A 13310-nucleotide genomic window follows, 5' to 3' on the forward strand; every position below is an offset into this window, starting at 1 on the left:
TTTAACTTAATAGATATAGGAAGTTATACTACTAAATATTTCCCCACCTTTCATGAATATAAAATATATTTAGCTTAGTCTATAGACAAATAAATCCTAGAGATTAATCTCTAGGATTTTTATTTATAAATATATAGCTAGGCTTTCATATGATCTTAAATTTACCTCTTTTGATATTTTACTATCATTATAATTACTTATTAGTATCTTACTATTTTCTAAATTGTAGTTAGATAATGAAACTTTAGATTCAGTACCATAGAAATTACATAAAACAATAAGTTTATTATCTCCAAGCACTCTTTCATAAGCTAATATGCTATCACTCTCTCTTAATAAAGGTACAATTTCACCATCACTAATTATCTCATGCTGTTTTCTTAAATTTACTAAATCTTTATAGTAATTGTATATAGATTTATCATCATTTAAGTTTTTCTCTACATTTATATCTTTATAATTCTTCGATATATTTATCCAAGGTGTTCCCTTAGTAAATCCGCTATTTTCCTCTCCATTCCACTGCACTGGAGTACGAGAATTATCTCTTGATTTAGATTTAAGAATATCTAATATCTCATTTTCATCATAGCCTTTCTCTTTAAGGTCTTTAAATGCATTTATAGATTCAACATCTCTATACTCATCTATACTCTCAAATTTTGGATTTGTCATCCCAATCTCTTCACCTTGATATATATAAGGAGTCCCTCTCATTAAATGAATAGCAGTTGCCAGCATCTTACCGCTTTTTTCATGGAAGTTCTTATCATCACCAAATCTTGATAATACTCTTGGTTGATCATGATTACACCAAAATAATGCATTCCACCCATCCCCTGCTTCCATTCCTACTTGCCAATTAAATAATATATCCTTTAACTTTTTAAAGTCAAAATCCATTAAGCTCCACTTCTCACCATTTAAATAATCTACCTTTAGATGATGGAAGCTAAATGTCATGGTTAATTCTTTCCTTGATGGCTTAGTATATTTAATGCAATTATCTATTGTTGTTGATGACATTTCACCTACAGTCATCGAATCATCATACTTAGAAAATACCTCTTCGTTCATTTCTCTTAAGTACTCATGAATTTTAGGTCCATCTGTATAAAATCTTCTACCATCGTGATTTGTATCTTCTAAAGTATCGTTTAAAAACCTTTGATCTTTAGACAGTAAGTTTACAACATCAAGTCTAAACCCATCAACACCTTTATCCATCCAGAATCTCATCATCTTATATATTTCTTCTCTTAAAATCTTATTTTCCCAATTTAAATCTGCTTGAGTTACATCAAATAAGTGAAGATAATATTCATCTAAGCTTTCAACATACTTCCAAGCTGATCCACCAAATTTTGATACCCAATTTGTTGGTAGCTCTTCATTTTTTCCTTTTTTCCATATATAGAAATCATGATATGGATTGCCTTCACCTTTTATAGCTTCTTTAAACCATTTATGCTCTGTAGATGTATGATTAACTACCATATCCATTATTATCTTTAATCCTCTTTTATGAGCTTCATCAAGTAACATCTCAAAGTCTTCCATTGTTCCAAATAAAGGATCTATATTATAATAATCAGCTATATCATATCCATTATCATTTTGTGGAGATACATATATTGGAGTAAGCCAAACTACTTCTACGCCTAACCCCTTTAAATAATCTAATTTTTCTATAATCCCTTTAATATCTCCAATTCCATCACCATTGCTATCATTAAAGCTCTTTGGGTATATTTGATATACCGTAGCTTTTTTCCACCAATTATTCATTATAATTTTTCCTCCTAAGATTACTTAAAGGAATTGCATATTATTACTGCAATCCCCTCAAGTTTTAGATTATCTATCTATTATTTTTAATTTGATCTCTCTTGTAGAATACAAATGTTAATATAAATGGTACTGCCACTGCCACTCCCATAGCTAACATATATGTTAGCCAATGACTAGGTTGTATTGCTAAGAATGCTGGAAGTCCTCCAACACCAATTGAATTTGCAAGCACTCCTGTCATTATTGATACTACCGCAGCTGATGCTGAACCTATTATAGCTGCATAGAATGGATATTTAAACTTTAGGTTTACACCAAACATTGCAGGTTCTGTAACACCAAGCCAAGCAGATATTCCTGATGAAAGTGCTATTGATTTTATCTTTGAATCCCTCTTATACAATATAACCATGGCCATTGCAGCTGAACCTTGTGCTATATTACTTAATGCTATTAAAGGCCATATCATTGTTCCCCCATTATTAGCAATAAGCTGTAAGTCAACAGCTATAAATGTATGGTGAAGACCTGTTATTACAAGCGGTGCATATACAAGTCCAAAAACTATAGCTCCAATTATCTTAAATGGTCCAGTTAAAAGATATGTGAATACTGCTGCTAATCCATTACCTATTTCACGTGATACTGGCCCTATTATTATATAAGAAAGAAGTACTGTAACTATTATTGCAACAAATGGTACTATAATCATTTTTAATACATCTGGTATATATTTTTTTATTGTAATTTCTATCTTTGATAGTGTAATACCTGCAAGTATTGCTGGTATTACTTGTGCTTGATAACCAACTTTATCTACTGTAATAATTCCAAAATCCCAGAAAGGAATAGCTCCTTTTGCCGCTGCTTCTGCATAACCGTAAGCATTCAATAACTGAGGTGATACTAAACATATTCCAAGTACTATACCAAGTATCTCAGATCCACCAAACTTCTTAACAGTTGACCAAGTTACACCTACAGGCAAGAAGTGGAATATAGCTTCACCTATTACCCATAAGAAGCTATGAACTTCTCCAAGTACAGGATGCAGTTGAATTAATGTTTGAGTTCCATCCCCAAATATAGCTAAGTCACCAATAATGTTTCTAAATCCAAGTATAAGACCACCAGTTATAATAGCAGGAAGAAGTGGTATAAATATCTCAGCAAGCCCACCTATTATACGCTGCATAATATTCATATTCTCTTGTGCTGCTTTCTTACTTTCTTCTTTAGATACAGATTTTATATTTCCAGCTTCAATAAAATCATTAAAGAACTCACCTACTTTGTTTCCTATTACAACTTGAAATTGACCTGCATTTGTAAACGTACCTTTTACAGAATCTAATTTTTCAATCTCTTTAGGTTTTGCCTTAGACTGATCTTTTAAAACAAGTCTTAATCTTGTAACACAGTGTGAAGCACTAACTACATTTTCTTTTCCACCAACTAGTTCTAAAACTTTTTCGGCTTCTTTTCTATATACTCCCATTTGTATCCTCCTTTTATATAACGTTTTCTCTTTTGTAAACGTTTGACCATTGTTCTTATGTTTATAATAACTTGTTCAAACAAGTTTGTCAACACTTGTTTGAACAAGTTGCCAAAATTTAATGACTACTAGTAAAAAAGTGTATATAATATACTTACAGAAACATTTTGAAGGGAGACAATTATGTCTAAAAGTAAATACTTAGATGTATATAACTATCTTAAAGAAAATATATTAAATGAGAATTTTAAAGCTGGAGAAAAATTGCCCTCAGAAAGTGAACTTACATCTAGATTTTCTGTAAGTAGAAACACAGTTAGAAGAGCAATAGATATGTTAGCTACTGATGGGCTCACAACAAGCGTTCATGGAAAAGGTGTATTTGTTATAGAAAATAAACCTTTTAAATTCTTGGTTGGAGGACTTCAAAGTTTTAAAGAAGCATCTAGAAATAATAGTATTAAGTTTATAACCAATGTTCCATTATTTGAGGAATTGATTGTAGATGATAAATTATCAAAAAAGACAGGGTTCCCTATTGGAAGTAAAGTTCTACATATTTTAAGAGTCAGAAATATAAATGATGAAAATGTAATCTTGGATATAAATTATTTTTTACTTGATACAGTTTTGGGATTAACTAAAGAAATGGCTTCTGGTTCAATATATAAATTCCTAGAGGAGGATTCAAACATAAAAATAGCAGGTGCTCAAAAATTAGTATCCGTAGAACCTGTGTCTTCTTTGGATAGAAAATTCATTGACCTAGGAAATAATAATTTAGTTGCAATAATTAAAAACTTTGCTTATCTAGATGATGGTACTCTATTTGAGTATACAGAATCTCACCATAGACCTGACAAATTTACATTTACTACATTTGCACGTAGGTCTAATAGCTAAAAAAGTAGTATAAGGGTAAACCCTTTATACTACTTTTTATTTTCTAAATATATTATATAAGAATTATTGTTCTAATTGACTAAACCTCTATTTTCGAAATACTTATTCTTTATTATATAATCAGCTATTTGATATGCCTCTTCTAATTTTTCCTTTTCTTCAGGAGTAGGATTACCAACTACTATACCGCCTTTAATCACAGTAGCATCTCTATTTGTATTTAAGAGATTTCTTCCCATAAACTTAGCATTCGTATCTATTCCTAAAAGATATAGAATTGTAGGTGCTATATCAGTTTGTCCTCCCGGAACATTTAAAGTCTCGCCTTTTATTCCTTTTCCATAAATAAATAGTGGGATTTTATGATCTACTTTCTTCCACCAATCACCTTCAAGAGGTAAGTTTTGAATTTCATCATTATAATATTTATGAACTCCTGTATGATCTCCATATATAACAAGAACAGTATTATCTAAAAGTCCGAGTTTTTCTAACTTATTCATAAAGAAACCTATTTGCTCATCTGCATAATGAACACTCTGGAAATATCCACCAAGCTTATTCTCATCAATTTCTTTTGGAAGTTTTAACTCTCTATACTTATCTGGTAAATCAAAAGGACCATGACTTGATAAAGTAGGAAGCATTGAAAAGAATGGTTCTTTTAATGTCTTAAGTTTATCCGCATATTGATCGTAAAATGATCTATCTGAAAGTCCCATTCCAAAGAAATCATCTGTATTATAGGAAGCTACATCCCACATTCCTTCATATCCTAATGCATTACTGTGAGCTTCAGACCAATTCCAATCGCCAGCTCTTTCAGCATGTGTAGATACTGCAGTATATCCATTTTTTCTAAGTATTCTTGGAAGTGCAGGATACTTAACATCTGCATGAGTTAAAAATGTAATACTATCTCCTAATGTCAACATACCCGAATTCACCATCATATCACAATCTATACTATTTCCTGCATTATTTTGCTCATATATATTATCAAAATAAAATGATTTATTCATAAGCTTATTCAAATTTGGAGTTATCTCTTGACCATATACTTTCTGTCCTATTACAAAGTTTTCTAATGACTCTATTTGCATGAATATAACATTTTTCCCCTTAAACATCCCCTTATATTCATTATCAGGTAGTTTTTGATTATTCCATTTAAGCCATTCATCAACCTGTTTCATTTGATCTTCATTTGGTTTCATATTCTTTTTCTCTAATGCTACCGCTGCCTCATATATATGATATCCTATTGGGGAAGCATTGTGCATCGTTGCAAATGGTGACCATTCAGTACTCATATATGATACTCTACCATCCGTAATATCTTTTACATCAATTAAGTAGTGAGTTCCATATATAGTAGCAATGCAAGCAATTATCCCACCAATTGCTAACTTTACATTTTTCTTATAATTACTTATACACTTTGCTTTATTTCTTATTACTATAAAAATTGGTATATCTATTATAAACAGTAGATCTAATATGTCTGGGTTTACCAGACTTTGTTTTAGTGGATTAAACATTTCTCTAAAGAATATATGTCTAAGACCCAAATAATCTCTATTTGCTCTATAGTACCAAAGATCTGCTAATAATAATAATGAATATAAAACATCAATTACTATTAGATAGCTAAGCTGTCTTTTACCCTTAAAGAAAAATGCTGGAATAACTAATATAGCTATAAATGCTATATGTGCAAATATTAACTCTATATCTACATGGACTCCCCATCCAATAAATGTTCTTCCTGTATTTGAAGAACCTATAGCCATAAATGATACTGTCTTTATTATAAGCATAAACACTACAGCAAATTTAATTATAGTTTGATTACTTATTTTCTTAAAAATATCACATGCTTTTTTTAAATTCATAATTTTATCTTCACCTATTTCATCCTACTCCTATTGTCTTATAAAATATATCTTTTAAATATCCTAATTTTATAATTCTTAAGTTACCTAAGCCACTCTTTTATTTTTTCTACGCCAGATACTGCCAATATTACAAATAACCAACATACTATATATGAATATCTTGATTGCATCTCTGTAACCAAGTAAGTTACTCCATATCCACAGAATGTTATATAAAATAAGTTTATTTCTGGATTATTTTTAAATCTCTTTTTATTAAATAATCCTATAAACACAAGTATCATTATTAATGCATAAACGAATTGGAAAACTTCTTTTCCTCCAATATCAAATTTAACTATTATATCATCTTCTGGAACATTAAGCTGTGACCAAAACACACCACTTAAATCACCTTCGCTCCATTGAATTGCATATTTACCTATATAGAATTCTGATAGTGTTGAAATAGGAGTAGTTGTAAGTCTTTTAAATATAATATCCTTACATGCATTTTGTATATCATCATAATTAAAGTTATACATTTCTGGAATTGCTGCATCATCTGGATTCCATCTACCACCATACTCTACATTTGTACCTTTAAGTACATTAGTAATTGATGGTTCTGCACCTCTCCATAAGTTATTTTCAGTAATCTTTAACGCTCTTAGAGTTGTACTAGCTATTCCTAATACTAATATAAATGATATTACTACCATAAGTACAGACTTTATCTTATCTTTTACAGTATTATTTGTATATATGATTATATACATAACAAATGCTATTACAGTTACTACTGCAACCATTCTAAACAAGTTTCCAACTGATAAAAGTGCCCCTGCTAAGATAAACATAGCTGGATTAACCTTCTTCTTACATGCTAGAAGAAATACATATATACTGCCTAAGTAAAATGGTATAGCTATATTTTCTGTACACAATACCCCAGTATATGTTATAAGAGGTGGGAAAACTGCCGCAATTAGTCCCCCAATTATTGCATACTCTCTCTTTTCAAATACTTCTTTAAGTATTAAGTAAATTAAATAAATTACTACTACACCCATTATTAAATTAACGACTTTCATTGCTAAAATCGCATTTGGGAAAATTTTAAGCATAAGTGCCATATACATGACCATTACAGTTAAATGAGGGAATCTTGATATGTATCCTGTACCCCATAACATACCATAGTTACCTTCTAGTACTGCTTTTGCAGTTTCATACATAGTATTAAAATCAGATACGGGTACTGATTTTATATTTATAAGCCATAATAACCTCAATAAAAATCCCCATAATAAAACTATTATTATTTTACTTTTGTTTGTAAGATATCTAGTCTTTATTAAAAAATATCCTAACACAATACTTATTCCATATAGTGCAATTGAAATTGCAGTTGATAAATCTAATCCTTTATAATAGACCTTTAAACTACCTATTGCTGCAAAAACCAAAATAAGTATTAATGGCTTTAATGCTATAGTTACAAAGCTTGTAAAACCATTTCTAAACTTTTTTATCTCCATTATAAATTCCTCCTAAATTATAGTAAATATTCTTAACTACAGAATTTTACAAATATCATTGTATCATAATATTAATAGCTTTTGGTGTCCTGCATACACACTTTGTAAAACTTATAGTCATTTTAAGAAAATTTTAAGTATTATAAAAAAGAGTAGAAGACTTAAATATCTTCTACTCTCTTGTTTAATCTTTATAATGTTAAAAAGCTTTTCTTACATGAATAATCCTGCACCTGGTCCAAGTGGTAACCCTAATAAAAGCCAAATTATTAATAGAGCTGACCATGATACTAGGAATGCAATTGAATATGGAACCATTGTTGAAATCAATGTTCCTATTCCCATATCTTCATCATAAACTTCTGCGAATGCAACTATTAATGCAAAGTATGTCATAAGTGGTGAAATTATATTAGTAGTTGAATCACCAATTCTGTATGCCATTTGAATAAGCTCTGGAGAATTTCCAAGTTTCATAAACATAGGTACAAATACCGGTGCCATAATAGCCCATTTTGCTGATGCTGAACCCATAAATAAGTTTATGAATGCTGCAACTCCTATAAATCCTAATATTAGAGGTATTCCAGTTATATTTGCATTTCCTAGGAAATCTGCTCCCTTTACTGCAATAACAGTACCTATATTTGTATGGTTAAAATAAGCAACAAATTGAGCTGCGAAGAATACTAATACTATGTATCCTCCCATTGATGCCATACTCTTACCCATTAAGCTTATTACCTGCTTATCGTTTGTTATATCTCTCTTACCAATTCCAAACGCAATTCCTGGTATAAAGAATGCCATAGCAATTATTGTTACCATTGAGTTCATGAAAGGTGATTTTAATATTTCTCCTGTTTCTGGATTTCTAAGTGGTCCCCATTCTGGAACAACAAGTAATGCCATAAATATTACAAATAAAAGTAATGCAATTCCAGCAAATTTTAGTCCTCTTTTTTCTTCTGGAGTAATTTCTGTTATATCTTCAACTAATTTCTTTCCTTTATATGCCCCAAGTCTCGGTTCTACAACCTTTTCTGTAATTATAGTTCCTACAATTGTAATTAAGATAGTTGATGCAATTAAAAAATACCAGTTTGAAGCTATACCTACTTCATATCCAGCCTGAGCCATTTGTGCTGACTCTTGAGTTATACCAGCAAGTAATGCATCTGTTGGTCCAAAGATAATATTTGCACTAAATCCACCTGATACACCTGCAAATGCTGCAGCAATACCTGCAAGTGGATGTCTTTTAAAGCTTAGGAATACAACTGCTCCTAAAGGTATAAGAATAACATATCCTGCATCTGATGCAATATTTGAAACTATACCTGCAAATACAACAACAACTGTAATTAATCTCTTAGGAGTGCTTGTAACAAGCTTTCTTAATAATGTAGCTATAAGGCCTGTCCCTTCAGCAACACCAACTCCAAGCAATGCAACTAAAACTGTTCCAAGTGGTGCAAAGCTTGTAAAATTATTTACAGCACTTTCAAACATATATCTAATTCCTTCTGGAGTTAAAAGAGACTTCACTGTTACTGTTAATTCTTTAATCTCCATTGTTGCTCTATCTAATCCTGTATATGTAACTCCTACTCCCATATTGGCTAAAATAGCTGATAAACCTATAATAATTGCACATAATATAACAAAAATAGTAGCTGGATGTGGTAGTCCATTTCCTACTCTTTCAACCATGTTAAGAAATCCTTTTTTCTTCACTTTCTTTTCCATTGATAATCCTCCCCCTTAATAAATATTGATAATTTCGTCCTTATAATAACTACATATGTTTTTAATATGAAAACATTATATAATATTTCCTTAAATAAAACAACATTTTTATTAACAATCAGGTAATTTTTTGTTAATAAAAAATCTGAAATCCTTATGATTTTATATAAAAAAGATATAATTCTATGTAAAAATGCTAATTTATTTTACTAAACGATTTTATTTTCTATATTTTTCCTTAACATTTCCTTATTTTTATTTCAGCCTTATCATATAAAGTATTACATATGATAAAATATATTTATCATTAAATAACGGGGGAGAATATATGAAAAATAAAAAACTAAAAAAAGGACTTATTTATAGCACTATTGCTATTTTTGTCATTCTTATAGGTTATGGAATTGCATTTTATTTTAGCTTCTTTCAAGGAGATACCTATGTTAAAAATGGACAAGTAGAAAGCAAAATTACTCCTGAAAATTATGAAAGCATTTATACTCAATCAATTATTAATAATGGAGAAACAGCAAATAACCTTACTCATAAAGATTATAACGGTATTTATCCTAAATCAGATACTCTGGATAATATCAAATTAAGTAAAGTTAATGATGTAAAAATAAGTATCTTAGGAAAAGAAGTTCCAAAAGATATTCAAGTTTTATTGAGATCACAAAGATATTATATTCCATTAGATTATGTAACTAAAATTTTTGGGTATACTTCTACTAAAGAAAATCCTTTAAATTTTGAAAAGAAAGACTCAAAAATTATTTTTTCCGAAAAAGAAGCAACTATTAACGGCAAAAAGTATAATTTAAGAGGATGGCTTCCAAAATACAAAAATCAATATTATATCTCAATATCAGATATTGAGTATATATTTTCATTGACAGCAGTATTTGATTTTAAGGATAACTCAGTAAAATTACTAAAATCAAATTATAATCGTGCCACTAATGGAATAGCTCCATTAAAAGATGGCCAAGCTGCACTAATTAGACTTGAAGACTTTTCATCAGGTGGAGCTTTATATACAGATATAAATCAAACTAAGTTAAAAGCTATGGGAGACTATTTATATAGTAATGGTATAAGATTTCATGTAGCATGGGTTCCTCGATATAAAGAGCCTGATGTGAACTTTGATAACGACCTATTAACCAATCAATGTATAAATAATGTGGGCTTCGTAAATCTCTTAGATTATATGATAAACAGTGGTGCTGAAATTGGACTTCATGGATATACTCACCAAGCAGGTGATAGTACTAGTTTATCTGGAATTGAACTATCAAGTAAATTTAATTCAACAGAACAGGAAACCAAAACAGTTATTGAAAATGCTCTTAAAAATGCAAATGAATTAAATATACCTGTTTATTTCTTTGAAAGTCCTCATTACCAAGCTACTAGGAAACAAAAGGATGTTATACAAGAATATTTTAAATATTTATATGAGCCGTATAGCGTATTATACTATACTGCTCTTAAAGAAACTAATAAAGGTAATGTCTATATACCAACACCACTTAGTTATGTTCAAAATCATGATACAAAACCTATGATTAAGAATATTGAGAATCCAAGACCAGATATGCTAGCTTCACTATTCTATCATCCAACTTTGGAACTAGATTATATAACAGTATCTGATGATAATAATACATTTACAGAAAAACTTGCAGATAACTCTCTGATAAAATCAATAGTTGATGCATTAAATAAAAATGGATACTCAACTATACATGTAACAGATATTAAATAAGAGTATTAAATCAAAAAGCAAAGATCTAATGAAAGACCTTTGCTTTTTTTATCTCTTTTATTTTTATTATTATAAATGCTATTATAGACCCAGTAGCCGCACCTGAAGTATCTATCAATACATCAGTAAACTTCCCTGCTCTTCCTTCAACAAACCTTTGATGAAATTCATCAGTTGAAGCATAAATGAATGATAAGATAATTGAATATATTAATGCCTTTTTATTACTTATATAGAATCTTAACATATTAAAATATAATAAGTTTAATATTAAATACTCTGTAAAATGTGCTCCTTTTCTAATTATAGTAATTGCTATATCAACATAACTTGCACTTATATTAAATCCTAGTGATTCAACTAGGTTTAATACAAAATCACTTTGTCCATTTGAAACATCTGCTGGTTGATTTGACATATAAAATATAAATATCATCCAACCAATTAGAATAATCCAAGATATTAATTTTTTTAACCTAATACTCATTTAGAAAAAAATCTCCCATCGATAGTTATAGGATATATTATACTATACTAAATCTATCAATGTAAATTTTGCATTCACCTATAAGCCTGCATATCTATAATTATACTGATTATCTTTGCTCTACTATATACTTGTTTATATATGCTAGAGATTCTTCCAAAATACTTTGCCCACGCTCTAAATTCTCAATCTTAATATCTAAATTGCATAATCTTTGATCTATGGAATGCATATGATTCTTTAGATCTTGCAATAATTTTGTATCATATGGTATTTGTATGCCATCAGCATCTATAAAAATTCTTTCTGGTGGATCTCCACATTCTGAACACTTACAATATATCTTATTAGCATTTATATCTCTAAATAGTTTAAAAGTATCATTTTTGCATGAAGCACATGTTGATAGAATCTCATACCCCTCGCTACCTGCTTCATATAAATATTTGCTTCCACATTCTCTACAAGTCGCTTGAATATTATTATCTATAGTCTCAACTTGAAATTTATTCCCTGAACAACCTTCTTTCTGACATACAACTGTTCTAATCATTTTACCATCTCCCCAATCATAAATACTATACCTTACTAGGTAAATTATATTCTTGGGTAGATATAATTATTCTAAAAAAGAAAATAGAAATCCAACCTATTTTTTGTTAGATTTCTATTCTACATAACTACACCTTTATTACTATATACACTATCTTTGTAACTCATTAATATCTTCTTCAACTTCTTTAATCTTTATATCTATATTAGAAGTTTTCTTTCCAGCTAAAATTAATTCTCGCTTTTCGAGCTTTAATTGTTTAAGACATTCCTTTAATTCCTCTATCTTTGTCAAAAAAAACACTCCCCATCCTAAGCTTTAAAAGATTCTAATTTTATATATTCTTATTATATTATATGCCTTTATAACCTTTTAGTTCCACCCTTTGAAAACGTAAACATGTAATTTAATTATTTCTATACACTAATTATATATAATCATTAACGACTTGTACATAATTAACTTTAGTAATATTTTTTCATTTTATTACATTTTGTAGTCAATATATTAAAATTTATATAATTATTTTATTATTTATAATAAATAATATTCATATTATGTAATTTATGGTGATAAAACTCGTTGATACTAATTATAAAAGTTATGTAGAAGATATAATATTACAATCTTTTCAAAATTCTTAAAATAAAAAAAGCTATGAACACAAGTTCATAGCTTTCCACCTATTTGGTGGAGATAAAGAGATTCGAACTCTTGACCCCCTGCGTGCAAGGCAGGTGCTCTCCCAACTGAGCTATACCCCCAAAATGGTGGACCTTCAGGGACTCGAACCCCGGACCTACCGGTTATGAGCCGGTTGCTCTAACCAACTGAGCTAAAGATCCAATTGGACCTGGCAACGTCCTACTCTCCCACACAGTCTCCCGTGCAGTACCATTGGCGCTATAGAGCTTAACTTTCCTGTTCGGAATGGGAAGGAGTGTTTCCTCTATGCCATCATCACCAGATTTCAGATTGTTCTCTGAAAATTGCACATGAATTTTTGTTGATCGTCTTTTTTATTGGTCAAGCCCTCGACCTATTAGTATCAGTCAGCTGAACATATTGCTATGCTTACACCTCTGACCTATCAACCTTGTGTTCTTCAAGGGGTCTTACTAGCTTACGCTATGGGAAATC

General features: G+C 29.9%; 10 protein-coding genes, 2 tRNA genes and 2 rRNA genes. 2 read left to right on the forward strand and 12 right to left on the reverse strand.

Annotated features, from left to right (window positions below):
• Positions 1–123 precede the first annotated feature (123 nt).
• Positions 124–1788 (reverse strand): alpha,alpha-phosphotrehalase, encoded by a 1665-nt coding sequence (gene treC, locus K5V21_RS17980; protein ID WP_221862424.1) that lies wholly within the window; start codon positions 1786–1788, stop codon positions 124–126.
• Positions 1789–1861: 73 nt separating this feature from the next.
• Positions 1862–3289 carry a PTS system trehalose-specific EIIBC component gene (treP, locus tag K5V21_RS17985; protein WP_221862425.1) on the reverse strand — a complete coding sequence of 476 codons (1428 nt, stop codon included), beginning with the start codon at positions 3287–3289 and terminating at the stop codon, positions 1862–1864.
• A 183-nt stretch (positions 3290–3472) separates the two neighbouring features.
• Between treP and treR the strand changes: the two genes are divergently transcribed.
• On the forward strand, positions 3473–4192 hold the full coding sequence (gene treR / locus K5V21_RS17990) for a trehalose operon repressor (protein ID WP_204596381.1): 720 nt from the start codon (positions 3473–3475) through the stop codon (positions 4190–4192).
• Positions 4193–4263: 71 nt separating this feature from the next.
• On the opposite strand, the gene K5V21_RS17995 is transcribed toward treR, so the two are convergent.
• The 3 genes from K5V21_RS17995 to K5V21_RS18005 form a co-directional block, all read right to left on the reverse strand.
• Positions 4264–6087 (reverse strand): LTA synthase family protein, encoded by a 1824-nt coding sequence (locus tag K5V21_RS17995; protein ID WP_221862426.1) that lies wholly within the window; start codon positions 6085–6087, stop codon positions 4264–4266.
• Between the two features lie 83 nt (positions 6088–6170).
• A complete protein-coding gene (locus K5V21_RS18000; RefSeq protein ID WP_221862427.1) occupies positions 6171–7610 on the reverse strand; it encodes a glycosyltransferase family 39 protein in 1440 nt (479 codons plus the stop codon).
• Positions 7611–7823: 213 nt separating this feature from the next.
• Positions 7824–9359 carry an AbgT family transporter gene (locus tag K5V21_RS18005; RefSeq protein ID WP_221862428.1) on the reverse strand — a complete coding sequence of 512 codons (1536 nt, stop codon included), beginning with the start codon at positions 9357–9359 and terminating at the stop codon, positions 7824–7826.
• A gap of 328 nt (positions 9360–9687) precedes the next feature.
• Here K5V21_RS18005 and K5V21_RS18010 point away from each other — a divergent pair, with 328 nt between their 5' ends.
• Positions 9688–11130 (forward strand): DUF2334 domain-containing protein, encoded by a 1443-nt coding sequence (locus K5V21_RS18010; RefSeq protein ID WP_221862429.1) that lies wholly within the window; start codon positions 9688–9690, stop codon positions 11128–11130.
• A gap of 25 nt (positions 11131–11155) precedes the next feature.
• Here K5V21_RS18010 and K5V21_RS18015 read toward each other — a convergent pair whose 3' ends face one another.
• The 7 genes from K5V21_RS18015 to K5V21_RS18045 form a co-directional block, all read right to left on the reverse strand.
• Entirely contained in the window at positions 11156–11617 is a 462-nt protein-coding gene (locus tag K5V21_RS18015; RefSeq protein ID WP_221862430.1) for a VanZ family protein, read from the reverse strand.
• A gap of 109 nt (positions 11618–11726) precedes the next feature.
• Positions 11727–12170, reverse strand: coding sequence for a hypothetical protein (locus K5V21_RS18020; protein ID WP_204596387.1), 444 nt, complete (start codon positions 12168–12170; stop codon positions 11727–11729).
• Positions 12171–12320: 150 nt separating this feature from the next.
• The gene (locus K5V21_RS18025) at positions 12321–12464 is read right to left on the reverse strand and encodes a hypothetical protein (protein ID WP_204596388.1); all 144 of its coding nucleotides are present in this window, start codon (positions 12462–12464) and stop codon (positions 12321–12323) included.
• A gap of 394 nt (positions 12465–12858) precedes the next feature.
• Positions 12859–12934: transfer RNA gene (locus tag K5V21_RS18030), tRNA-Ala, on the reverse strand.
• A 4-nt stretch (positions 12935–12938) separates the two neighbouring features.
• Positions 12939–13015, reverse strand: a tRNA-Ile gene (locus tag K5V21_RS18035).
• 6 nt (positions 13016–13021) lie between these two features.
• Positions 13022–13138 (reverse strand): 5S ribosomal RNA (gene rrf, locus K5V21_RS18040).
• A gap of 54 nt (positions 13139–13192) precedes the next feature.
• Positions 13193–13310 (reverse strand): 23S ribosomal RNA (locus tag K5V21_RS18045); the annotation flags it as partial.

Source organism: Clostridium sardiniense (assembly GCF_019753795.1).
Classification (GTDB): Bacteria; Bacillota; Clostridia; order Clostridiales; family Clostridiaceae; genus Clostridium; species Clostridium sardiniense.